Genomic DNA, 26,003 nt, shown 5'->3' with positions numbered 1-26,003 from the left:
ATTTTATTATGCATTGTTGGAAATAATATCGTTTAATAGCAGGTCTAGCAGATTGTAAGTCGCAATATGAACCGATGCGGCTGACTAATTCGAGTGATTAATTCGAGTTATTAATTCGGGTTACAATAAGAGAACAGCAAATTGAACTCATTCAATGAAATAATCGATTACCTTTCCAACGACCAAGGTCGTGAATCACTGCTCGGTATGTTAAGGGGCATTGAACGTGAAGCTTTAAGAATCGATGACTCTGGTCAATTAGCAAAAGACGGTCACCCAGAAAAGTTAGGTTCAGCCTTAACTCACTCTCGTATTACCACAGATTACAGTGAGTCTCTTTTAGAGTTCATCACTCCAGTTAATTCTAATATTGACACTTTATTAGATGGCTTGACTCAAACTCATGCCTACAGTGTTAAAAATATGAATGGCCAAACACTCTGGCCTGTCAGCATGCCTTGTTATGTTGGCGATGAGAAAGATATTCCGATCGCCCGTTACGGCAGTTCAAATAATGGCAAAATGAAAACCCTTTATCGTCAAGGGCTAACTCATAGATATGGACCTTTAATGCAGATTATTGCAGGGGTTCACTTTAATTTTTCAGTGTCAGAAAAACTGTGGGATGCTTTATACGAGAAAAGTGATAAACAGCTTTCTCGACAAGATTTTATCTCAGAATCTTATTTTGGCATGATCCGTAACTATCGCCGCTTGGTATGGGTATTGCCATACTTTTTTGGCTCTTCACCCGCACTATGTAGTTCGTTTATTAAAGAACAGCCAGTTGATTTTGATTTTAAGAAAACAGGTAAAGGGACACTTTACTTACCTTACGCAACGTCATTGCGTATGAGTGATTTAGGTTACACCAATAAAGAGCAGGAGCAGCTAGATATTAGTTATAACTCGCTGCCTGAGTATCTAGCGGGTGTAGGCGAAGCGATTAGAATGCCTTCAGCAAGCTTTGCAAAAATCGGGGTTAAGGTTGGCAATGAATATCGCCAGTTGAATAGCAACGTTTTACAAATCGAAAATGAATTTTATTCGCCAATTCGGGCTAAACGCGTTGCTAAGTCAGGTGAAAAACCATCTGAAGCGCTTGCTAGAGCTGGTGTAGAATATATCGAAGTGCGTGCTCTTGATGTCAATCCATATAGCCCTATTGGTATTGATGCTAGTCAGGTTAAGTTCCTTGATTTGTTCTTGCTTTATTGTTTATTACTTTCATCCGATAAAACAGATGTTGAAGGGGAGGCTGAAATAGCCGCTAACTTAAAAGCTGTTGTACTTGAAGGTCGTAAACCTGACTTAACCTTAAGTAGAAAGGGCCAACACGTTAAGTTAACTGAATGGTTAAGTGATATTTTTGAGCCAATGTCACGACTTGCTGTTTTACTTGATGGTGAGGGAAATCAGTACCAAAAAGCATTATCACAGTGGCAAGAAGCGATTAACGACCCAAGTAAAACACTATCTGGTCGTGTGCTTGAAGATGTAGTTAATCAAGGAATTGATCATGGTGTGTGGGTTAAACAACTTGCAAAACAGTACCATGAGTACCTGTCTAATTATCCGTTATCAGCCAACACTCTGGCTGAATATGAAGCTGAAGCGCAAGAGTCTCTAAGAGTGCAGCAAGATATTGAAGCACAACCCGCAGTGAGCTTTGATGAGTTTTTAGCGGATTATTTTGCTGATTTAGCACAGTCAGCAGTTGCCGTCAATCAATGAAGATAATGGCCTTATTATTGATGATGCTTGCACTGCTTCAAGGGTGTGCAAGTTCATCAGATGATGAGTTTATGTGTGGTTCGGTTGCGAGTTACATTACGCCGCCGACTGCAGACAACCTATATCGGGTGGTTGTCACACATCTTGATGGTCAAGCTGTTATTTCGCGTCCTTATTATAAACTGACAGCAGGTAAGCACACGTTTACTTTAGCTGAGCTAATAGAGTCGCCAGAATTGAAAGTTAAACTCGCAGCCAGACAAACCAAAAAGCTGGATATTGTGGTTGAACGTGAGCAGCGCTATCATTTAGCAGCTGAACTTAAAGTTGATAAAACATATACAGGGCTTAATAGCGACTATTGGCAGCCAGTGGTTTGGAAGCAAGCGTCTTATGAATGTGTATTTACCGATAAGATGGGATAAATACTCAATGCTCCCCAAGCGATAATTGCATCAAGGAATAATGCTTAGTCATTTTTCGTCCCATACCTATTTTTCATTTTCCTCGTGTTCAATTAATCGCTTTACATTTATCTCTTCAACGCAGTTATTTAAAAAGTGACTGAAAAATCATTTAGCAAAGTGACTTAAAGTTAGCCTCATAAACTAGCCTTCTTAAAATTAGCGACCTCAAAATATCGTTAATAGCCTATATGTACTGCGATGATATCAATCCGTGATAGTCCATAACCGTCTAAGCGACACTGTCTAATTGTCAGTTAAGTCATGGGATATTTTGTCGCTTTATCATAACGACATCGTCAGCTTTTTTATGATAAAGCGGTTTGCATCTCTGTCACTTTGATGTGAGAATCTACCCGTCTTTGGATTTTCATATTCAGTTGTTTTCATTTGCTATAAGGGCTTTTATGAAGTGGTTTTTTCGTGCTTTAAGCACCATTTTATTATTACAACTAACTGGTTGTGCCACACCTCCACCAAAAGAGCCTGACAACCTGTGTTCTATTTTCCAAGAAAATCGCTCTTGGTATAAAGCTGCTGTCAATACTCGTGATAAATGGGGCGTACCGGTTCATGTGCCTTTAGCCATGATGTATCAAGAAAGCTCATTTAAACATAATGCTGCACCGCCTATGGAATATTTCCTCGGTTTTATTCCTATTGGGCGTGCCAGTGATGCTTATGGTTATGCGCAAGCGAAAACGATGACTTGGGATGATTACGTACGAGAAACAGGTAATTCATGGTCGAGTCGAAGTAACTTTGATGATGCGATGGATTTTATGGGGTGGTTTATTTATAAAACTAATAAAATCAATGGTATTTCTAAGTGGGATGCAAAAAATCAATATTTGAATTATCACGAAGGATGGGGCGGTTACAAACGGGGAACTTATAAAGCCAAAGCGTGGCTAGGCCCTGTCGCCAATCGCGTCGATGCACGTTCAAAAACCTATGCTCAACAGTATCACACTTGTAAAGAAGACTTAGATTCTTCTTGGTTATGGCGTTTATTCTTTGGGTAATCCATCGCCTTGAACCATAAGCCTCGCCAATGCGAGGCTTTTTTATTTCATTTGTATAAAAATACTGACAATAATAAATCTAAACTTTCAGCGACAATGTCCGATAACAATTGTAGATATTGTGTTAATTCTTTAATGTTGCACAGGATTTAACATCTTACGATTTATCAATAATAAAAATTGTAACCACTTAGGTTTAAAATAATTTATTCGTTTTCGGAACCCTATATGCAAACTCATAATGATAATAATAAATTGCAGACGAGGTTATTATTACCCGTCATGTCGTTTGTCTTGCTCGCCATTGTTGTTTCACTGTTTCTTCCTGATCAAATCTCCACATTCCAATTGGTCATATTGCTTGTTTGCTTAGGGACTGCGCAGTCGTTTGCCTTGTTATATGTTTACCAGCAGCAAGTACAAAAACGCTTAAATGTATTGAGTCATTATTTAGCGTTAGTGGTCAGTACCCATACTGCGCCCGATAAGCCATTAAAGGATAATGGAGATGACCAAATTGCTAATATCAGTAATGGATTAAGCGATTTCATTGAAGATTTGAAAGCTGTTATTGATGAGATTCGAGCCGATGCTAATGATGTTCGCTCAGGATCATATGAACTTGCTTCTCAAATGGGAGCTGCTGAGTCATCAATGAGTCAAAGCACACAAGAGAATGAACAAATAAGTGCTTCTTTAACTGAGATTGTTCACACTGCGGATGAATTATTTACTAATGCTGAAGAGCTTAAGTCGACATCAGTTCAAGTTAAAGAGCTATTAGCATCAGGAACAAGTGATGCACAAAATAACCAAAGCTCAATGACGACCTTTGCTAATGGCATTGAGAGCATGGTGTCTGATTTAGATTTGCTGAACAGTGATAGCCAGAAAATTGGTAACGTTTTAGAAGTCATTAAAAGTATTGCCGAGCAAACTAACTTGTTAGCCCTAAATGCTGCAATTGAGGCAGCTAGAGCGGGTGAGCAAGGGCGTGGCTTTGCTGTTGTAGCAGATGAAGTGCGAGCCTTAGCGCATCGAACACAAGAATCGACAGTTGAAATTCAATCAATTGTGCTAGAGCTTCAAGCTAAAGCTGGAAATGCGGTCAGTGCCATCGGAGAAAGTCAGCGTGTCACCCAAGAAAGCCTACAACAATGTCAGCGTGTGACCCAAGCCTTTAGCGATATAGGACACGTCTTTGAGCAATTAGACAGTGTTGCTGGCAATATGACTTACAGTATTCAAGGTCAGCAAACTTCAACGGGAAGCATTAATAATCGTGCGATTGAAATTTCACGTTTAAGCCATGAGGTGCAATTAAATCTCGAAGCGATTTCATTAAGAGCACAACAACAAAAGGCAAGCTCTGAAAACCTTGAACAAGTACTAACCCGAGTGTGTATTTAACAAGCTTAAAGGTAGCAAATAAAAAAGGAGCCTTAGGCTCCTTTTTTGCTTTATAGCGAACATGACTCACTACAATTTAACGCTCGAATTCAGCCAATATCCAAGCAAGAGGGGCTTGGTACTGCTCAGGCATCCACTGTTGTAATAGTGCAATACTGTCGTCAACCATCGCTTTATTGTGTGCTGATAAATTGAGATGACCCACTTTACGGCCCACTCTGACTTCTTTGTTGTACCAGAATAGCTCTGCATTCGGTAAGCTTAGCCAGCGGTCGTCTTTATCCGCACCAATTAAGTTAACCATCACACATTTATAGTTAACTTGTGGGGTGTGGATCGGTAAATCACACAATGCACGCAGGTGTAATTCAAACTGATTGATGTGGCAGCCTGACTGTGTCCAGTGCCCTGAGTTGTGCACTCGTGGTGCTAACTCATTCACCAGTAGCTCATCACCGACACGGAAACATTCCATCGCCATAACTCCCACGTAATCGAGAGCATCCATGACGCTAGTTAACATTGCTTCAGCTTGTGGTTGAAGGTGGTCTAATCGGCTTAATGGCGAAATAGAAGCCATTAAAATACCATCTTGATGTAAGTTAAGGGTTAATGGGTAAAAAACACATTCACCACTTTGGGTTCTGACACCAATAATTGATACTTCTTCATCAAAATTGATTGCTTGCTCTGCAATGGCTTCATTGCGCCAATCCGCGGGGATTTCTGTTCCTTCAGCTTGCTTTAACCAATGCTGACCTTTGCCGTCATAACCGCCAGTGCGGCGTTTAAGTAATACTCTATCACCATATTGCTGATGCAAGTTTGAGGTATCGGTATTGTCATCAACTAATTCCCAAGGCGATGTCGGAACCGACAGTTCATCCAATAAGCTTTTTTGGGTGAAGCGGTCAGCCAAACGCCCAAAAACGGGGCCATTAATAAAATGCTGATGTTCACTTAATTGCAGGCTTAGGGATGACTCTGGCCATTGCTCACGCTCTGCAGTGATAATATCAGTATCTTTCAGCGGTAAACGCTCATTAGATGGCGTCATGATGTCCACAGGTTGGACATTGATTGCTAAAGGTTGACCAGCATGGGAAAGCATGGCGCCGAGTTGGCCATCGCCAAGTACCCAGACATTATGTTGTTTAGGGTTTTGCTGAGCCATTATTAAGCTTCCCTCGGATCTGGGTTTTCAAGAATGGTGTTAGTTTGATCATCTCTAAATGAATCAAGACGAGCAGCCAGTTCAGCGTCCGTTACAGCAAGGATTTGACTTGCAAGTAAGCCAGCATTAAATGCACCCGCTGTGCCGATTGCCAAGGTACCCACTGCAATACCTTTAGGCATTTGAACGATTGACAGTAAGCTATCCATTCCTGAAAGCGCCTTACTTTGTACTGGCACGCCAAGAACGGGTAAACGGGTTTTTGAAGCGATCATACCAGGTAAGTGAGCAGCACCACCGGCGCCACCAATAATCACTTTATAACCTTTATCGGCAGCAGTGCTTGCAAAGTCCATTAGTTTGTCAGGAGTACGGTGCGCTGAGACAACTTCAACATGATATTGCACCTGAAGCTTATCCATTATTTCTGCGGCGGCTTCCATGGTGGGCCAATCACTCTTAGATCCCATTACTACGGCAACAAGGGCTTGCATGATAACTCCTTAACACACTTATATTATTAGGTTATTTCTTACTTTTCCCTGCGTAGGGTACAGGGCTTATCACCATGAAAATCATGACGATAAAAAAGGGGCTAGATAATAGCATGCTGGCTTTATTTTCGCTGCATTTCAGTGTTTTCTGCGGCTGAAACTCAGTTTCTGATTGCGAATGCTAACAGGGTACTCTACTGTTAATGACATAGGCTTTGAACTCGAGGGTACTTTATGGCATTCGAAAGGTTAAAGACTAAGGGACTAGTTTTTTGCACTGTATTTTTTTTTACTACATTCAATCAGCAGCTTATAGCTGCAACTCATGCCGTTATGTTAACGGAAGTTGATGAAACGATAGTGTCTATTTCTGGTAATGAAGAGATGGAAGCAATTGCATTATTAACAGAGTTTAGTGATGAGCAGCTTTCATTTGACCAAGAGCAAGTCAGCATGACTCGTGGTTGGTTAGAATTATCTAAACAGCAAAATAGTTGCATGTTTAATAAAATAAAAACCGCAGAACGTGAAAGTGTCGCTCATTTTTCCAAATATCCTATCAGTGTTTACCCTCCACTTAGATTAATCGTAATGAGTCATAATTGGGATCTCTTTCCCAAAGAGTTTGATTTAGCGAATTTTCCTGCAGATACACATGGTCAACTTGGGGTCGTCAAAGATAGAGCTTATGGCGACTTTATTGATGAGAAAATAAAAAGAAACCCACATCAATACTATATTCGTGGCGGGATGGGCTCTTCAAACAGTTTAATTAAAATGCTTAAAGCAGAGCGAGTAAAGGGGATTATCGAGTACAGTGAAGTGGTCGATGCCTTTTTACGAGACAATAACCAGAGCTTAGATTATCAATCTATTCCTATTCGCCATGTGACTCAGCCTATTTATGGTTACATCGTTTGTTCACAGGGCGAAAAAGGTAAAAAAGTCATTGCTGAAATTGACCGAATTATGGGGCTACAAAGTTTTCAAGAAGCTTTTATTCAAATGCATGCTGACTTTTTTGGTGAGGCTGAACAAGCCATTTTAATTCCTGAATTAGAACGTGTTTTTAGTCAGTAATAACCGTAATTATTTTTTTGAGTCGTAGCAATACTGATATTATTTAAAAAATTTAACCCTTTTTGATTTGTTATCCGTTATTACTAATAGGTGAAAACGGTTAAGGGGCTAAAAATGGGAACATCATCGAAGTTATCACGTCAAAAATTGGAGGGCTATTACTTCAAAAAAGGGCGTTTATGGCCGTCTATTTTAGTTGGTCTGACATTACTATTGGTGTTGTTAGTGAATCTTACTCTACATGTGCGAGCTGAGGTCACGAACAAACCTAATGCCGTTCAAGCAGAGCCTATTGATCCTATTATTCTTCCTAAAAAACCGACGATGCCGCCCGTTAAACCTGGGCTTTATCAAGGGCTGCTGAGCATTGATGGTCATGGTGGCAATATGGTGACAGGGGAAACGCCGCTGTCGCAATACCGACTTTCCTTTAATGATACTGATTACGATGCGCTACAATCCTTGATAGCTCAAGGCCAGTTACCTTTACGAAACGCAGTTAGTAGCCATCAATTAGTTAACCATTTCGATTATCGACTTGACAACACATTAGCTAACAGCGGCGAGTTGTCAAAAAACTATAAAGTGACCACAGAACTCGCGCCATCGCCATTCAATCAAAGCACGTTTTTACTACTTGTGAATGTTGAGTTGACCGCGAATGCCAGCGAAAAAGCCGCATTGGGTTTTAATTGGCTACAGACTTTGGTGAGGTTTAATCCTAGATTAGTGTCTGAGTATCGTTTAATTGGCTATGAAACCAATACCAGAGTTAATAGTAGAAAGGGGCCTGCACAACATGTTCAACCTCATATCAAACTGAGTGATGCTAAACAGTTTGTTGCGTTATATGAGCTTAGATATAACGAGCAAACCATGAGTGTAGGTGTTAATAATATTGAGGGTGATACTGCTGGTAATCGTGGTGTTCACCAAGGTTTTAGCGCAACAACGATGGCCGAATTAGTCATTTTGGATTCCAGAGCCACAGCTAAACAGCAGTTAATACCTGAATACGCGATTGATATATCGCAGCAACATAAGTTCTTTGAACAAGCTAGCCCTGAGTTTCGATTTGCGACTGCGGTGGCTGGACTGGGTCAGCTTATTAATCACAATCATTATGTGCATCAGTTTAATTATGACGAATTAGTGCATATTGCTAACCAGTCGGTGAATGAACTAAATCAAATTGTGGGCGATAACGCATCAACCGATAAAATTGAGTTTTTAGCGCTTGTTAAGTCGGTTTATGAGCTAACCAAGTCGCAACAAGGTAAACAATATCGTCCTCCCAATCAGGTCACGCCTTATCCAATGCCGCAGCCCATTTTGCCACCAAAACAGAGTGAGTTATTAGAGGGTAAGCAAACAAAGAATCAAAATCATTAATTTCAAGTTAACTGAAGATTGAATGAGGTTTTTTATGACTCAATGCAGTGAATAAGTGGACATTACCTACGTCGCTGGGCAAACTGGTTTAATGCGAAAATAGCCTATAACCAAGGTAGTCAGTGGTGACAGATAACGAAATAAATCAGCAAGCTAATAGAGCTGTTGATAGATCCGATGAACAATTAATGTTGGACTATCAGCAAGGTGATGCTCACGCTTTTGCAGCGCTTTACAGTAAACATAAAGGGCCGCTTTATCGCTACTTTGTACGCCAAATAAGCGATAACACCTTAGCAGAAGATTTATATCAAGATACTTGGGGCAAAGTGATTAATGCCGCAGATAATTACCAAGTTACTGCTAAATTTACTACTTGGTTATACCGTATTGCACATAATTTATTAATCGATCATGTCCGTGCTGTAAAACCATTAGATAAGCTTGATGAATTAGGTGAGCAGGGCATGGATGAGTTTGATGCCAACATTGGTAATCAACAATTCAATGGGCGACCAGATGAAGTTTTAGAGCAACAGCATCAAGCGCAATTACTTAAAGCCTGCGTAGCTAAATTACCAGCGGTGCAAAAAGAAGCATTTCTGTTGAACATCGAGTTAGGCTTAACAGCTAGCGCCATCAGTGATATTGCTAATGTTACCGTTGAAGCCACTAAAAGCCGAATTCGCTATGCGTATCAAAGTATCAAACAATGTGTCGCCAATAAGTGGGAGGGAATGACTCATGAGTAAGCATGATAATAATGACTCTGAACCTATGACTGACGAAGCTTTTGCGGCGTTGCAGCAAGACATTTCTGCATTGTATAAGCTACAAAATTTAGAGCGGCCTTCTGCGGCGATTGATGCTGCAATTTTGGCTCAGTCAAAAATGCGTTCGACACAGACAACGCAGCAGGATTCCAACTCCAATGTGATTAAGGTGAGTTTTTGGCATAAGCATAAATTGCCATTATCAAGTGCTGCATCAGTGATGATCATAGCATCGGTTATGTTACTCAATCCTGAATTTAATCAACATGCTGTGACAGATATTGAAGAAGCCATTCCAATGGCGACAGAGGTTAATCAAACTTCACCTTCGCCAGCTATGATGCGTGCAGAGCCCAATACTTTTGCTGATGAACCTGCAAGTTCAAGTCAACGTGTTGAGCAGGGAAGTGAGCAGAATATTGAAACGATGGCTGAAGCACAGCAAGAGACTCAAGCCATACAAGCATTAACTCAACAACAAGCAGCACCGAAAGTGAGTACGGAACACGCTTCAGATATCGCTCGAAGTCAAATGAAACTGTCTGAAGCACAAGGTATTAGCAAGATAGATAAAATGCAGTCACAACCTTTAATGCAACATGATTCAGTCGAACAAGCTTTGGAAACATTAACACAATTAGTTAAAGATAAAGATTGGCAACAAGCTGAACGATATCTACAAACGATTGAACAGCGATTCCCTAGGATTGTGGAATTAGAACATCCACAACATGAAGTGTATCAGCAATTAAAAAGGCAGTTGACTACTCAATAGTGTCGCCGTGAGCGCAAAGCCATAATATTAAAAAGGTAATAATATTTAATTGATATTATTACCTTTTTTTATCTTAACTTAATCATGTTAATCCTTATTCTTTGATGAGTATTTTTACTAACGTATTCGGTTACAAATTCATCGAGGATAAATCATTAATTAACGTATTTTGATACTGATAAGTTGCATTTTTTTTGCTAATTTGAGTGCTTGAAAATAATAATATTTACAAGGACTTTTCTGACCATGAAACTTCGTCAATCCGTTACCGCTTGCATGCTGGCCCTTGGGCTTTCAGGAATCGCTTTTCAAGCGGTCAGTAGTGAAAATCAAGGATACTATCGTGCGCCAGCATTGCACGACCAAACCGTTGTGTTTACCGCTGAGGGCGACTTATGGACCAGTCAGTTAAACCAAACTACAGCGACAAGATTGACGACTCAAGCAGCTGAAGAGTTAGATGCGACTATTTCAAAAGATGGTCAGTGGTTGGCTTTTACTGCCAATTATGACGGTGCAACTGAAGTGTATGTTATGCCAATGGCCGGCGGAGTTGCAAAACGAGTGAGCTTTGAGAATAGCCGGGTTCGCCTGCAAGGTTGGACTGCTTCTGGTGAGATCCTATATGCCACTGACAATGCCAATGATCCAGCAAATTACTGGGTGCTAAAAACAGTTAATCCATCGTCATTAATCGTAACCGATCTTCCCCTAGCTGATGCCATTGAAGGTGCGATTGATGCGCAAGGTAAATATGTTTACTTCACTCAATTTGGTCTACAAGCCAGTGGAGATAACGCCAAGGTTTATCGAGGTGGCGCATTAGGCGAAATCTGGCGCTATGAGCTGGGTAGCAAAAAAGAAGCGCAAAAGCTTACCGCCTCCCATCAGGGTTCTGTAAGACAACCTATGGTGTGGCAAAATCGCGTGTACTTTGTCAGTGATCAATCTGGCAATGATAACATTTGGTCTATGTCAGTTGATGGCAAGGACATGACTCAGCATACTCAATTTTCAGAGTGGCAAGTGCGTGACGCTCAATTAAATCAGGGACGTATAGTGTTTCAACATGGCGCAGACATTAACGTATTTGATATTAGTAATAATAGTTCGTCCATCGTCAATGTTAGTTTGACTTCAGATTTTCCTCATCGTCGTGAGCAATGGATTGCAGATCCAATGCAATATGCCACGTCAGTTGCTTTTGCTGCAAAGGGTAATAAAGCGGTTATTACAGCACGTAGTCATGTCGCCGTTGCCAGTCATGACGGCAGTAGACTGATTCAAATTAAAACCCCTGCTGATGCTAGAGTTCGTAATGGTGCTCTTAGTGTTGACGGAAAATGGGTTTACGGCATCAGTGATGCTTCAGGCCAACAAGAGATTTGGCAATTCCCAGCGGATGGTAGCGAAGGTGCGAAACAATTAACCAAAGATGGCTCATCGCTACGAACCAGCTTACACCTTTCACCAGACGGTCGTTATATTGCTCACGATGATTATGACGGCAACGTGTGGCTATTGGACTTGAAAAAAGGCAAGAATAAAAAAATTATCGTTAATGGAGAAGGGTTAGGCGAATATGCGGATATTGTTTGGTCTGCGAACAGTCAGCTTATCGCCGTGACTAAGTCTGAAATTGGTAAGCAGCGTCCACAGGTGGTGTTGTACTCCTTATCAGATGAAAGAGCATAAGCATTAACTAGCGATAAATATGAGTCATTTTCACCTAGTTTTAGCCCTGATGGGCAGTGGTTATATTTCTTATCTAATCGCCACTTTGATGCAACACCAGGTTCACCTTGGGGTGATAGAAACATGGGGCCAATTTTTGATAAACGCACCCAAGTGTTTGCGATTGCACTCAATGAGAAGGCGTTATTTCCATTCGAAAAACCGACTGAACTCAATGCAAGTACCATTGCAGATAAAGAAGAAGCGACCAATACCGCAACTAAAAAAATCAGAGTTGACTGGAAAGGGATTACTCAGCGTCTTTGGCAAGTACCCGTTGCATCAGGGAATTATGCTAATTTAACTGTGCTAAAAGATAAGTTGTATTTATTGGACACTCATGCCAATAAGACCAGTTTAAAGCTCATTAAATTTGATCATCTCTCTGCTGAAATTAGCGAGTTTGGGGCTGATATCGGTGGTTATGCTGTGTCTGCTGACGGCGAGAAATTACTCATAACTAAGCAGTCTAACCCTGCTGAAATGCATATTGTTGCCGCAGGCGATAAGCTACCTGCTGAACTTAAAAACACTCAAGTTGATACCGCTCAATGGCAGCTGGCTATCTCACCTATGCAAGAGTGGCAGCAAATTTTTGAAGATGCTTGGTTGATGCATCGAGACTCTTTTTACGATAAAGGCATGCGAGGTAAAGATTGGGCTGCCATTAAACAAAAATACCAACCTTTATTAAAAAGATTGACCGATCGTAACGAGCTTAATGACATATTTAAGCAAATGATGGGGGAACTCGATTCATTGCATTCCCAAGTTCGTGGTGGTGATGTCACTAAAAATGAGACTGCAACTGCGGCTAGTTTAGGTGCGCGATTATCACAAACCGATAAAGGAGTGATTATCGGTCATATTTATCAGAATGATCCTGAGTTGCCTTCTCAAGCTTCACCCCTAGGGCGAATTAATGTGGATGCTAAACCAGGGGATATCATTGTCGCCATTAATGGCAAAGCCATTAACTCGGTTGCGGATGTAACGCATAGCTTGCGAAACCAAGCCGAAAAACAGGTACTGCTTGATTTAAAGCGTGGCAAAGATAGTCATAAAACCATTGTTGTGCCTCATAGCAATGGCGCAGATGCTAAATTACGTTACTTAGATTGGGTTAACAACAATGCGCAAAAAGTCGCTAAGGCCAGTGATGGCAAAATGGGGTATTTGCACCTGTATGCTATGGGTTCGGGTGATATCGAAAGTTTCGCACGCGAGTTTTACACCAATTACGATAAGGATGGCTTAATTATCGACGTTCGTCGAAACCGAGGCGGAAACATTGATAGCTGGATAATTGAAAAACTGCTTCGCCGTGCTTGGGCATTTTGGCAGCCGACCCATGGTTCAGCAAATACCAACATGCAACAAACCTTTAGGGGCCATTTAGTGGTGCTTGCAGATCAAATGACGTACTCAGATGGTGAAACTTTTTCAGCAGGGATTAAAGCATTAGGTTTAGCCCCTATTATTGGCAAGCAAACTGCTGGTGCTGGAGTGTGGTTATCAGGGCGTAATCGAGTGACTGATAATGGAATGGCACGCGTCGCTGAGTATCCTCAATATGCAATGGATGGTCGTTGGATTGTTGAAGGCTACGGTGTTACACCTGATATTGAAGTTGATAACTTACCTTATTCAACGTTTACCGGTGCTGATGCGCAGCTTGAAAAGGCCATTAGTTACCTTAAAGAGGAACTAAAACAAACGCCGATCCTACCTTTACGTGCTAAACCTATTCCACAACAAGGCACTGCAGAGGATATTTTACCTAAACCATAGACTCTTTTAAAAGTGACTAAGCAGAACAGGAAACGGTTGCTTGGTGATTTAAATTATTGTTTTTTTATAGTGTAAATTGAAATACATCTGACGAAGGCTTTACTAATAAGTCATCTAGACACTAAAAAAGCCAATCACAATGATTGGCTTTTTTTATGTCTTACTCGGTTGCTGAGTAGAGGTTAAATCTGTCTTAACTCGGTAATGAATATTAATCGATATTTATTGATACTTCAGAGTTAATACTGTTCGCAATAAAGCAATTAGCATGGGCTTTATCGTGTATTTTTTGCAGTACTTCATTACTGACTTCAATGCCTTCAGCAAACGTTACTTGCGGGTTTAAGAGCATTTTAGTGACAGACAATTTTCCTGAATCGTTTTTACCAAGTTCAGCACGGGCATTATCTTGATAAGATACGACAGTTAATCGCTTTAAGTGCGCAATGGCTAGAAATGTCAGCATATGACACGAAGATAAGGCGGCCAAAAGGCTTTCTTCTGGGTTAATTTTTTCGTCATTACCTTTGTACTCAGGTGCTGAAGAAGCTTGTATCACTTGCCCTGAACCAAACTCAATTTGGTGATCTCGGTTAAATTCAGGTGCGGTATGTTCAAAATGATCCGCTTGCCAGTTTACCGTTAGCTTAAAACCCATTAATGCTTCCTTTATTAGCCAATTCAAATGCTTAAAGTCGATTGTTTGCTAAATAAATTAGCGTTCTTACCTTAAATACATTTTTACCGAGCCTGCATTTTACCTGAGTACCTGATGAAATCTACTAAAGCTTAGAAAATTCAATTCTATTGTATTCGTAAAAATACCTTTGCATTTCACTTTGTTTGTTTTTTGCGCATTAATTCATTCGCTTATGTAAGCGTTTTTGAATTTGTTTGTTAATGGTTTGTTATGAATACGTATGCAAAAAATTGAGACTAATACTTATCCATGACTACTATAACTCGATAATAATGCCTGATATTCCATTAGTCTGAGTCGTATAACTGAATGTTGGGTGACTATAAAGTCAGTAAGGTGAGGGGAAACTCAATGTTCAATTGTAAACCTAGTGTGTTATCACTAGCGCTAGCAGCGGCAGGAGTCAGTATTATGTTGACTCCTAATGACGCATTTGCGGCCGATGAGATAAAAACTGAAACGGTTCAATCATCGACAGCTGATGTCGAAGTGAGTGCCACAGAGAATACACAACCCACAAATGCGTTAGCTAGCAATGAAGCGGATGATACGGAAGCTGAAACTGGCATCGAGCGGATCAGTGTGAAAGGCTATAGTCGTAGTTTGATTGATTCACTTAACTCAAAACGTTATGGGGATACCGTTTCTGAGCAATTATCTGCCGATGACTTAGGTGCACTACCTGACGTTTCAATGGCCGATGCATTGACCCGTTTACCTGGTATTTCTGCAGTACGTACTGGTGGTCAAGCCGCTGAAATTAACATTCGTGGTATGTCGGGTGGCTTTGTTTTTTCAACCTTAAATGGACGTGAACAAGTATCAACGAGCGGTTCTCGTAGTATTGAGTTTGACCAATACCCTTCTGAATTAATTAGTTCTGCAGCGGTTTACAAGTCGCCTAAAGCTTCCCTTATTGAAGGCGGTGTTGCGGGTACTGTTGAGCTGACAACCGTCAGTCCTCTAAGCAAAGATAAACAACATAACTTTACTGCCAATGTACGTGGTATGTATAACGATCGTGCCGATGAAGTGTACGGTGCCGAAGATTTTGGTTCTCGTTTAAGTTTTTCATATCAAGGTAAATTCCTAGAGGATACCTTAGGTGTGGCAGTGGGTTACGCTCGTCTTGAACAGCCGAGTGTCGCAACTCAATTTATTGGCCTTGCTTACAATGATTCCAAGGATGTCGACGGCATTGAAGGGGATACCAATGGACCTGAAGATAACCCTGCGAACGAATACATCAGTGAAGGTTTTGAGGTACAACATCTAGGTGGTGTTGAAATTCGAAATGGTTACATGGCCGCCATTGAGTGGGCACCAGTAGACAATTTTGTGTTAAAGGCTGATGCCTTTATGTCCCGCTTTGACAGCGAATCATTTGCTCGTGGTTTTCGTACCAAGTTTGGCGGCCGCGATGCCAGTGTTTCAAATCCAACTTATGATGGTAATTCAGTTATCGGCGGCACGTTTAACCGCACTTCTAAAAGCTACACTCGTGTCGAAATCGTCAATGATGATAACCAAGATTTTGATGAGGTCGACAGCTTTGGTATCAATGGTGATTGGCAGGTAACAGACAGATTAAACGTCAATGTCGATGTGTCGTTATCAGCGGCTAAAAGTGATTTCAGAAACGGCTTACTTTGGTCAAATGTCGCTGTTGATGCGAATGCGGATGCGCCTATTTTTGATGAGAATGTCTCAGTAAGTTATTTATTAAATGGTTTAGATTTACCCGATGTTGGCTTTAATCAAGCGGATGCATTTTCTGATATCGACCGAGTGATGGTCAGTAAATACGGTATTTATCCGTTTGAAAACGAAGATGAAGTGAAAGCATACCGAGTAGATTTTACTTATGAGTTAGATAATGACTTTATCGCAAGTGTAGAATTTGGCGCACGCTATTCAGATCGCACTTACTCAAACGATCGCTCAGTATTTGAATACGGTAATGATGGTGCATTTTCAAAATCTGAGCCGCCACTCAAACTTACCGATGATATGACAACGGTTGTTGACTGGGATGGTGACTTTTCATATTTCCCTTCTTATTTAGCCATTGATTTAGATAAAGCGTTAAATGCATGGTTCCCAGATGGCACGCCACAACCTGTACAAACTTGGGGTAATGCGGGTGGAGTCATCGATCCACAAGGCTACACAACTAACTATTCTTGGTCAGTGCTGCAAAGTGGCGAGGTGTATGAAGAAGTCTTGTCTGGCTATGTCATGGCAAACATTGATACTGAAATTGGTGGATTACCAATTACGGGTAACTTTGGTGTTCGTGTGGTTAATACCGACCAGTCAGCGACCATGCTTCAAAATGTAGAAGGAGATCCGACTTTAGGTGCGCAGAATATTACTGATGAAATTGGCATTATCAACCAAAACTATGCGCCAACGGTTCAGGGGGTTGATTACACCGATTACCTGCCTTCTATCAACTTAAACTTTAAAGTCACTGATGACTCACAGGTCCGTTTTGCCGCTGCAAAAGTGATGTCTCGCCCACCGATTAATCGCTTAGCTGGCGATATCAGTGCATCGGTTTCAGATGATGGTGAAATCAATGGTTCAAGTACCAATAACCCATTCTTAATGCCGTTCTATGCAGATCAATACGATTTATCTTATGAGTATTACTTTGATGAAGGGGCAGTCGTCGCTGCTGTCTTCTATAAGAATATTGACTCATTCATTGACACGATTGCGATTGATAACTTCGACTTTAAAGGTAACGGTTTTAACGTCCCTGATTACATTATTGATGAAGATAGTGGTGAGCAAATTGAAACCACTAACGGTACTTACACCACAGCAGTCAATAACGCTGAAGGCGGCTATATTCGTGGTCTTGAATTAGCTTACACCCAAGTGTTTGCTTCACTACCAGCAGGATGGTCAGGGCTAGGGTTTAACGCAAGTTACTCTTACACCGAGTCTGAAGTGCAATCCATTACTAACTTAGGTGGTGACACGGCAACGCAAGATTTACCTGGGTTATCTAACAATGTGGTCAGCGCCACGCTCTTTTACTCTTACGAAGGCTTCGAAACTCGTTTAAGTGGTCGTTACCGTGATGATTTCGTATCTGAGCAAGTCGCCATTAACGAACAAGTGGTGAATTTTGATGGTGAAACAGTGCTTGATTATCAAGCGTCTTACCAAGTGACTGATGGCTTAGGAGTGTTATTTCAAGTGAATAACTTAACTGATGAGCCAACTAAAAGTTACTTCGGCACTGAAAACAAAACCGGCACCATTCAGTACTTTGGCCGCGAATTTTACTTGGGGTTCACTTATGCCATGTAACAAAAATAATAAGAACAATATCCAGTTAATTCGTGTGATGGGTCATCAAATTAATAACAACAAACTGATGACGCAATTTTATCAACATTCTATGGGGAGAAGTCACTCATGATGAGTATTTCTAGAGTCGTGAAATTATCTGCAGTTGCTGCCAGTTTAGCGACGCTTGCAGGTTGTGGTGGTGGGGATTCATCTGAGCCAGGTGAAGTGCTGTTAACGTGTAATGTACCGAATATCCCTAATGCAGCGGGCACCGAATGTGTACCTCCGCCGCCATTAAGCTGTCCAGCACCTAAATTTCCTGATGCAAAAAATGAAAGCTGTATTGTGGGCTATAACCCTGAGCTACCTGAGCCTGTAGCTTACGCTGGTGAAAACCAAGCTGTGTTGTATTACAACCGAATTAAAGATAACGATAATACTGATTCGAACCCTAATTACCCAGGTTATAAGCTGCATACTTGGAATAATGACACCTGTGATAGCTATGCGCCGCCGTTTGATTCAACTGATTGGGCAAATGGTCATTCGTTTGATGGTATTGACCCTAATTATGGTGCTTATTGGATCATTAATCTTAAAGAAGGCTATGGCGAATGTGCCAACTTTATTGTTCATATCGGTACTGAAGGTTCAGGTAAAGCACTGGGGGATGGTGACTTAGTCATGAACCTTAAAGTGTTAGCCGAAGACGGCGAGCCTGAAGCAAACTTTAACCGTACTAATTTTACCATCCATGGTGAAAGTGATGTGTATGATTATCCGATTCTAGATGTTGGTTTTTCTATTGCTGGTGCAAGTGCTCACTGGTTAGATCAAAACACTTTTGTATGGAATGAAGATCCCGACGGCATTGCTAAGTTCGTCATTCATCATTCTGCATCAGCTGGAATTGCCGCTAATAATGATGGCAACATCAGTGGTACTCAGGTTGAAGTTATGAGCAGTGAGCTAACTGATGTGCAAAAAGCCTTAGTGCCACATTTAGCTGATTGGCCTGCCTATGAAGCGAATTTTACTGCAGAAGAAGCTAAGTCTATTGCTAAAAATCAATTGGTGATGGCGGCCTATGACAGTGATAATAAACCTGTTGCGGCAAGTCATGTACAAGTGGCAAAAGTATTGGATGCGTTATATACCTCAGGTGATAACGATGCTGACGAAGCTGATTTAGGCATAATATATGACGGTAGTAACATCATTGCTAATGTCTGGGCGCCAACAGCGCAGTCGGTAAACTTAAAGGTTTATGATGCGGCGAAAAACTTAACCTCTACAGAAGCGATGAGCCTTGATGCTGACACGGGTATTTGGTCATTCAGTGGTGATATGAGCCTAGACAGAATGTATTACCGCTATGAATTAGTAGTTTATCATCCTGTTACTCAGGCTATTGAAACACTCGAGTCAACGGATCCTTATTCACTTAATGTCTCAACTAATGGCCGTTACAGCCAATTTGTTAACTTGAGTGATGCAGATTTAAAACCTGAAGGTTGGGATGGCCACGAAGTTATGACGGTGGCAAATCCTGAGGATATCGTGATTTACGAAGGTCATGTACGTGACTTTAGTGCACGTGATGAAAGCACGTCTGAAGCTAATCGAGGAAAGTATTTAGCCTTTACTGAAGAGGGAAGTGACCCTGTTGAGCATCTTAGAAAGCTGGCTGAAAGTGGTGTAACACATTTTCATTTGCTGCCAATCAATGACATTGCCACAGTCAATGAAGACCCAGCTGAGCGCGTTGATATTTCAGATACCTTGGGCACCTTATGTGACAAGATTGATGACAATGCAGATGCGTGTTTGACTCAGGATAAGTCGGCAACTATTCAGTCTATTTTAGAAGGAACATTACCAGGCTCTAAAGATGCGCAAGCACTCGTTAATGCTATGCGTGGTTATGACAGCTTTAACTGGGGTTACGATCCGCAACATTTTATTGCCCCAGAAGGAAGTTATGCGACTGATGCTGAAGGTGTTGCTCGTATTAAAGAATTGCGAGAAATGAACTTAGCATTACATGAACTCGGTTTACGCGTGGTACTTGATGTGGTCTATAACCATACGAGTTCGTCGGGACTTTGGGATAACTCGGTACTTGATAAAGTCGTGCCAGGTTACTACCACCGCTATAACGAAATTACCGGTAAAATTGAGTCATCGACTTGTTGTGATAATACTGCAACAGAGCATCGAATGATGGATAAGTTTGTTTCAGACTCCATGGTCATTCTTGCCAAGCAGTATGGATTTGATGGTTTCCGATTCGACGTGATGGGTCATATGCCTAAGAGCAGTATTTTAGATGCTCGCGAGGCTGTTCAAGCGGTTGATCCTGATAACTACTTCTATGGTGAAGGTTGGAACTTTGGTGAAGTCGCAGATAACCGCTTATTTGAACAAGCTGTTCAGGCCAATATGGCTGGCAGTGAAGTCGGTACCTTTAATGATCGTATTCGTGAGTCAGTTCGTGGCGGTGCATTATTTGCTATGGAGCAAAAAGATGACTACTTACGCGACCAAGACACCCTGCGTTTATCAATGGCTGGTAACTTACAAAACTACGTCTTAAAAGACTTTATTGGTAATACAGCAACAGGCAGCAGCTTTAGCTGGAACACCCAGCCTACTGCTTATACTTTAGATCCTGCTGACAGTATTAACTATGTGTCAAAGCATGATAACGAAACCTTGTGGGATATTTTGCAGTACTCAAATGACATTGGTATGTCGCTTGATACTCGAGTTCGTGTGCAAAACATTGCTGCAACGATTCCATTAATGAGCCAAGGTATCCCGTTCTTCCAAATGGGTGGTGATATGTTGCGGTCAAAATCACTGGATCGTAACACCTATGACTCTGGTGATTGGTTTAACTGGGTCGACTTTACCAAGGAAAGCAATAACTGGAATGTTGGATTACCGTTAGAGCAAGATAATGCAGAGAAAATGGAACAAATTATCGCACTAGCAGGTAATCCTAATTCAGCCCCATCAATGTCTGAAATTGAGTTTGCTTCAAGCGTGTTTAATGAGTTCTTATCGATACGTAAAAGCAGCCCTTTACTGCGGTTAACTACCGAACAAGACATTATTGATCGAGTTGGTTTCCATAATATTGGTAAAAACCAAAAGCAAGGCGTTCTCGTGATGAGTGTTGACGATGGTGCAGGCCTAGTGGATGTCGACCCTGCGGTTGATGCCATGGTGGTGATGATAAATGGTAGTGATAGTGAGCAATCTCATACTGTGTCAACAGCAACGGGCTTTAGCTTGCATCCAACATTAGCTATGTCAGTTGACTCAACAGTTCAAGGTGCAAACTTTAGTGAAGGCATTGACGAAGGAACCTTTACCGTTCCAGCTCATACCACAGCTGTGTTTGTTAAAAATCAAGGAGATACCCAAGGGACAGGATTAAGTGCTGATGCCACTGCAGGAGCACCTGATGTTGTACCTTATGGCAGCACTGAAGTCTTTGTTCGTGGCAGCATGAATGGTTGGGGTGAAGTGGATAGCTTTACCTATGTGGGGAGTGGTGAATATCGTGTTGCGATTACACTTGCTGCGGGTGGCTATGACTTTAAAGTAGCGTCAGCAGATTGGAGTACCGTTGATTTTGGCGGCGTATCAGATGCTGAAGCAGGTGTAGATGAAGACGTAGCAGAGCAACTTGCGCCAAGTGGTGCAAACTTAAGCTTTACAGCTGCAACTGATGCAACTTACGTGTTCTCACTCAATGCGGCAGATAAAGATAACCCAGTGCTTACCGTATACAACGAAGAGCCTTTTGTGGGGACTAGCGTTTATATTCGTGGTGGTATGAACGGTTGGGGTGAAACTGACGAGCTTACATATATGGGCGGTAGTATTTATCAAGCTGAAATTTTGGTATCTGTAGCAAACCATGAGTTTAAAGTGGCATCAGCTGATTGGTCTACTGTTGATTTTGGTAGCTTAGATGCCGATGGTTCAGTCACACTAGGGACTGAAAAAGCATTAGCTGTTTCTGGTAGCAATATGAGCCTGAACTTTGAAACTGAAGAAATGTATACCTTCACTCTAGACATGACTAATCGCAATGAACCTGTGTTAACAGTGAACAAAACTGATATGTTTGCTGGTAATACCGTTTACATTCGTGGTGGCATGAATGGGTGGGGTGAAGTGGATGCACTCAGTTATCAGGGCTCATCTGTATATACTGTCGATATTGCACTTGACGCTGGAACTGCTGAGTTCAAAATCGCCACAGGAGACTGGTCAACGGTAGATTTTGGCGCTATAGCTGGTGAAGAGGCAGTGATTGAAGGCGATATGAAAACCTTAGCCTCTAAAGGAGCAAATATGTTGTTTGATGTTGCTGTAGCTGGGACTTATCGCTTTACGGTAACAGGCCCAAGTTCAAGTTCACCTACGTTAACCGTTAATAGTGTTAACTAGATAATTGTGTGGATGGTAAAAGGCTCAGCGAAAGCTGGGCTTTTTTGTGTTCAAAAACCGCAATACGTGTTGTGAATGACACCTAGCGTGCTGGTCGGTAGTGCTTTATTAATTATGTTTCATCAGGATGACTCAGTGTTAAATAGCAGGGTTCTCGGTAAAAGCAGCCCAATGTTATTTGTGCTAAAACTGTTTTAAAGCGTCTTTTAAGGGGGCGAACAGTAATATATTACTTTGTTAACTGGCTAGTTCTGAATGAAATTTAAACAAAAAAGAGGGCTAATTGTCTGAAAAATGACAATAAATGCATTTTTGATGTAAAGACGACAAAAGTTGCAGATTTTGTTTGGTTTTTGTGTCTATACTAAAGCTGTAAAGGAAGAAAATGACAGTAGTATTAAAAGAAGGCAGGTTGTTAGCTAAGTTAACAAAAATTTATACAACGGCCCTTGTGATCTAGGACACACGCCCCAAAATCTACTTATGTAAGAATAAATATCTGCTAGAAAGTGAAGTATATAGCCTTGCTATATTATTAAAGGATAAGTTATCTATGAAAATAAATCTTTCGGGTCACCATGTTGATGTTACAGATACTGTAAAACAAGACGTTAGCGCAAAATTCACCAAAATTGCCAGCCATTTCCCAACGCTAATATCACTCGATATTATCATCTCAAAAGAACACGGCGAATTTGAAGTTGAAATCACGACAAATTATGAAGGCAGTCGTATCGCAGCAAAAGCCTCAGATCCTGTTATGTATCCAGCACTTTCAAGTGCAGGTAAAAAACTTGATGCAGCTCTTAAACACCGCAAAGGTCAGCTAAAAGCTGATTTACACGCCAAGCCTGAAGTGACAGCGCCTGAAATTGCTTATGAAAGAGTGCAAGAGATGGATCTGAAATAGTCCAAGACTTTCTAACGAAATAAAAAAACGCAGTCAAATGACTGCGTTTTTTGTGGCCGTTAACTAATGATGTTTAATCATTAATTTCAGCATTGTGATAAACATTTTGCACGTCGTCGCAATCTTCTAATGCGTTAATAAACTTGTCAAACGTTTCAACATCTTCACCAGTAACTTCGGTCATTGCTTGTGGCACAAAAGTAATGTGCTCAACTTCAAAGTTGATATCGGCAATTTCTTCAGTCAGTGCAACACGTACCTTGTTAAACTCAGTAATTGGCGCAAATACACTGATCATGCCATCTTCAAGTTCAACGTCAGTGACATCAACATCAGCCATCATTAGCAGTTCTAAAATGGCTTCGTCGTCATCACCTGCAAATACGAATACGGCTTGATGATCAAAGCTGTGGGCAACAGTACCAGGGCCACCTAACTTAGCATCGTTTTTAACAAATGCTTGGCGTACTTCTGTAAAGGTACGTTTTACGTTATCGGTTAGGCAGTCAACGATAACTGAACACCCGCCAGGGCCAAAACCTTCATAACGTGCAGTATCGTAATCTTCACCGCCACCACCTTTCGCTTTTTCGATTGCGCGTTCAATTACATGTGCTGGTACTTGGTCTTTCTTTGCGCGAGTAATTAAGCTGCGTAACGCTAGGTTACCGTCAGGGTCAACACCACCATTTTTGGCACAAACATAAATTTCTTTACCATAACGCGAGTATAAACGCGTTTTTTGGCCGGCAGTCTTTGCCATAGATTCTTTGCGGTTTTGGTATGCTCTTCCCATCTTGATCTCGTTTTAAATTTCGAAAAATTGCCGCTGATTCTAACAAAAATAATCGCAGCTGTTTAGTCTATATGAGCAGAGCTATTGATACAGATCAGCCGATATAGGGTTAATGCATTCAATTTAACATAGTTACTGTTAAATTTGTGTAAGATATTGATTACTAAAATGCGGAAATAGACTTAATAATCATCTAAACTCAAAGCTGTGTGAGTAACCCTCTATAGTAAAAATGCGCTAAACTTGGAGGGAAGTAACGATATGATTGCATTGATAAGTCAGCATTAATAAGAGAGTTCTATATGACAGATGTTAGCCAGGAAGTTGCCACCACGGATGATAATAACAAAGCCACGGTAACCGTGCTATTTTACGAGGCCCCAGTTGGCTTACTGATGAAGAATACCGTGTTGACTGATCTTGACGTAAGTGAAACAGGTAGGGTGATGCTACCTAATGAGTTTCGTGCTGGTAAATCAATCATTGCTGTACTTGATGGCGAGTGTAAAATTCTTAACTCATTGGGCGAGCGTGTTTATGCGCAAAAAAACCTTGTTTAAAAGGCACTTTAGCCGTAACTAATTATTGTTATTAGATTAATGACAATCAATCTGAACTTTCTACCTCCTTTCTTCGTAATCTTGAGGCAAACTAATCGACTGTAAAAAGTGAGTCTCAATATTCATTTCATACTTATGACGAGCATCTATGTTGAATCATTGACCTAGATGTTTGAGATAATCGTTTAGTTGCTTAAACATAAAATATGACAAACTTAATCTGTTGTTAAACTGGCAGACAAAGTATGTATATACTGCCATCAAACGCGGTGACTTATTTACCACACCAATTAACGATCTCATTTTCAAGGAAGCATTATGCCAGCCTCGTTATTTACCCCCTATAAACTCAATGACACGTTGACTCTTAACAACAGAATATTAATGGCCCCGTTAACTCGCTGCATGGCTGATGATGATTTAGTTCCAACGCAAACCATGGCTGATTATTATGCTCGCCGTGCCGATGCTGGACTTATCATTAGTGAGGCGACCATTATTCGTCCCGATGGCCAGGGCTATGTCAATACACCAGGACTTTATACCCAGGCACAAGTTGATGGCTGGAAAGTTGTCACCAAGGCCGTGCATGATAAAGGGGGTAAAATTTTTGCTCAGCTTTGGCACACAGGACGTGTTGCTCATCCATTCTTTTTTGGTGAAGGTAATGGTGAAGTGCTATCAGCATCAAACATTGGCATAGAAGGCACAATACCCCGCAATCGAGAGTTAATGTATCAACAGCCTAAAGCAGCGACCGGTGAGGATATTACTCAGCTGGTGGCAGATTATGCAACCGCAGCAGACAACGCGCTCAAGGCGGGCTTTGATGGCGTTGAAATTCATGGTGCTAATGGCTACCTCATTGATCAATTTCTACATTACTCCTGTAATAACCGCACAGATGAATATGGTGAATCACCAGAAAATATGGCACGTTTTGCCATTGAAGTAGTAGATGGGATTGTGGCTAAAATTGGCCACGAGAGAACGGCTATTCGTTTATCACCTGGGGCGTATTTTAATATGGAACCCGATAGCCGCGATCGGGCAGTATTTGATTACCTACTTAAACAATTAGAGTCTCGTCAACTTGCCTTTATTCATTTAGGAATATTTGATGATGCAATGGAGTTTGACTACCTGGATGGTAAAGCGTCCGCGTATTTAAGAAAGCACTACAATCAAACCTTAGTGGGGGTTGGTAGCTATACCGCTGAAACTGGCAATAAAGCCATTGAGGCGAATGAATTTGATTTGTTGGCGATTGGCAGGGCGTTTATTGCGAATCCTGATTATGTGAGCAAGGTACGTCGTGGAGAAGAGCTGACTGCTTATGATGATGCCATGTTAGCTGAGCTAGTTTGATGCCTACAATGCGATGGTAAGTTAGACGTATTAAAAAAGGCAGCAAGGCT

The 26,003-nt window shown here is 41.2% G+C and carries 17 protein-coding genes and 1 pseudogene; 14 read left to right on the top strand and 4 right to left on the bottom strand.

The annotated features are described in order from the left end of the window. The first annotated feature begins 141 nt into the window (after positions 1-141). From gshA to SJ2017_RS15635, 4 genes are all read left to right on the top strand, one after another. On the top strand, positions 142-1,734 hold the full coding sequence (gshA, locus tag SJ2017_RS15650) for a glutamate--cysteine ligase (protein WP_080916343.1): 1,593 nt from the start codon (positions 142-144) through the stop codon (positions 1,732-1,734). After that, positions 1,731-2,159, top strand: a complete 429-nt coding sequence (locus tag SJ2017_RS15645; protein ID WP_080916341.1) for a hypothetical protein — start codon at positions 1,731-1,733, stop codon at positions 2,157-2,159. The genes gshA and SJ2017_RS15645 overlap by 4 nt, the downstream gene beginning before the upstream one ends. Positions 2,160-2,605: 446 nt before the next feature. Then, positions 2,606-3,223 carry a transglycosylase SLT domain-containing protein gene (locus SJ2017_RS15640; RefSeq protein ID WP_080916340.1) on the top strand — a complete coding sequence of 206 codons (618 nt, stop codon included), beginning with the start codon at positions 2,606-2,608 and terminating at the stop codon, positions 3,221-3,223. Between the two features lie 228 nt (positions 3,224-3,451). Next, a complete protein-coding gene (locus tag SJ2017_RS15635; protein WP_055025711.1) occupies positions 3,452-4,633 on the top strand; it encodes a methyl-accepting chemotaxis protein in 1,182 nt (393 codons plus the stop codon). A 76-nt stretch (positions 4,634-4,709) separates the two neighbouring features. Here the strand turns inward: SJ2017_RS15635 and purK are convergent, their stop codons facing one another. Beyond that, positions 4,710-5,807 carry a 5-(carboxyamino)imidazole ribonucleotide synthase gene (purK, locus tag SJ2017_RS15630; protein WP_080916338.1) on the bottom strand — a complete coding sequence of 366 codons (1,098 nt, stop codon included), beginning with the start codon at positions 5,805-5,807 and terminating at the stop codon, positions 4,710-4,712. Between the two features lie 2 nt (positions 5,808-5,809). Then, a complete protein-coding gene (purE, locus tag SJ2017_RS15625; protein WP_080916337.1) occupies positions 5,810-6,301 on the bottom strand; it encodes a 5-(carboxyamino)imidazole ribonucleotide mutase in 492 nt (163 codons plus the stop codon). Positions 6,302-6,634: 333 nt separating this feature from the next. Here purE and SJ2017_RS15620 point away from each other — a divergent pair, with 333 nt between their 5' ends. From SJ2017_RS15620 to SJ2017_RS15600, 5 genes and pseudogenes are all read left to right on the top strand, one after another. Beyond that, the gene (locus SJ2017_RS15620) at positions 6,635-7,381 is read left to right on the top strand and encodes a hypothetical protein (RefSeq protein ID WP_167692932.1); all 747 of its coding nucleotides are present in this window, start codon (positions 6,635-6,637) and stop codon (positions 7,379-7,381) included. A 114-nt stretch (positions 7,382-7,495) separates the two neighbouring features. Then, the gene (locus tag SJ2017_RS15615) at positions 7,496-8,773 is read left to right on the top strand and encodes a YfbK domain-containing protein (RefSeq protein ID WP_080916334.1); all 1,278 of its coding nucleotides are present in this window, start codon (positions 7,496-7,498) and stop codon (positions 8,771-8,773) included. Positions 8,774-8,961: 188 nt separating this feature from the next. After that, positions 8,962-9,525 (top strand): sigma-70 family RNA polymerase sigma factor, encoded by a 564-nt coding sequence (locus SJ2017_RS15610; protein WP_080917501.1) that lies wholly within the window; start codon positions 8,962-8,964, stop codon positions 9,523-9,525. After that, positions 9,518-10,321: a hypothetical protein gene (locus tag SJ2017_RS15605; protein WP_080916332.1), complete on the top strand. Its 804-nt coding sequence runs from the start codon at positions 9,518-9,520 to the stop codon at positions 10,319-10,321. The genes SJ2017_RS15610 and SJ2017_RS15605 overlap by 8 nt, the downstream gene beginning before the upstream one ends. Positions 10,322-10,567: 246 nt before the next feature. Further along, a pseudogene (locus tag SJ2017_RS15600) lies at positions 10,568-13,846 on the top strand (S41 family peptidase). 211 nt (positions 13,847-14,057) lie between these two features. Here the strand turns inward: SJ2017_RS15600 and SJ2017_RS15595 are convergent. Then, positions 14,058-14,504 (bottom strand): OsmC family protein, encoded by a 447-nt coding sequence (locus SJ2017_RS15595; protein ID WP_055025704.1) that lies wholly within the window; start codon positions 14,502-14,504, stop codon positions 14,058-14,060. 393 nt (positions 14,505-14,897) lie between these two features. On the opposite strand from SJ2017_RS15595, the gene SJ2017_RS15590 reads away from it, so the two are divergent. From SJ2017_RS15590 to hpf, 3 genes are all read left to right on the top strand, one after another. After that, the gene (locus SJ2017_RS15590) at positions 14,898-17,870 is read left to right on the top strand and encodes a TonB-dependent receptor (RefSeq protein ID WP_080916331.1); all 2,973 of its coding nucleotides are present in this window, start codon (positions 14,898-14,900) and stop codon (positions 17,868-17,870) included. Between the two features lie 108 nt (positions 17,871-17,978). After that, positions 17,979-22,319, top strand: a complete 4,341-nt coding sequence (locus tag SJ2017_RS15585; protein ID WP_080916329.1) for an alpha-1,6-glucosidase domain-containing protein — start codon at positions 17,979-17,981, stop codon at positions 22,317-22,319. A gap of 553 nt (positions 22,320-22,872) precedes the next feature. Continuing rightward, positions 22,873-23,229, top strand: coding sequence for a ribosome hibernation-promoting factor, HPF/YfiA family (hpf, locus tag SJ2017_RS15580; protein WP_055025701.1), 357 nt, complete (start codon positions 22,873-22,875; stop codon positions 23,227-23,229). Positions 23,230-23,302: 73 nt separating this feature from the next. Here hpf and SJ2017_RS15575 read toward each other — a convergent pair whose 3' ends face one another. Further along, positions 23,303-24,025 (bottom strand): YebC/PmpR family DNA-binding transcriptional regulator, encoded by a 723-nt coding sequence (locus tag SJ2017_RS15575; protein WP_055025700.1) that lies wholly within the window; start codon positions 24,023-24,025, stop codon positions 23,303-23,305. A 302-nt stretch (positions 24,026-24,327) separates the two neighbouring features. Between SJ2017_RS15575 and SJ2017_RS15570 the strand changes: the two genes are divergently transcribed. Further along, positions 24,328-24,585 (top strand): TIGR02922 family protein, encoded by a 258-nt coding sequence (locus SJ2017_RS15570; protein WP_055025699.1) that lies wholly within the window; start codon positions 24,328-24,330, stop codon positions 24,583-24,585. Between the two features lie 318 nt (positions 24,586-24,903). After that, complete coding sequence (locus tag SJ2017_RS15565; protein ID WP_080916328.1) at positions 24,904-25,953, top strand: alkene reductase; 1,050 nt, start codon at positions 24,904-24,906, stop codon at positions 25,951-25,953. Positions 25,954-26,003: the final 50 nt, after the last annotated feature.

The sequence above is a fragment of the Shewanella japonica genome, from assembly GCF_002075795.1.
Lineage (GTDB): Bacteria > Pseudomonadota > Gammaproteobacteria > Enterobacterales > Shewanellaceae > Shewanella > Shewanella japonica.
This window is presented reverse-complemented; position numbering and strand designations above follow the sequence as displayed.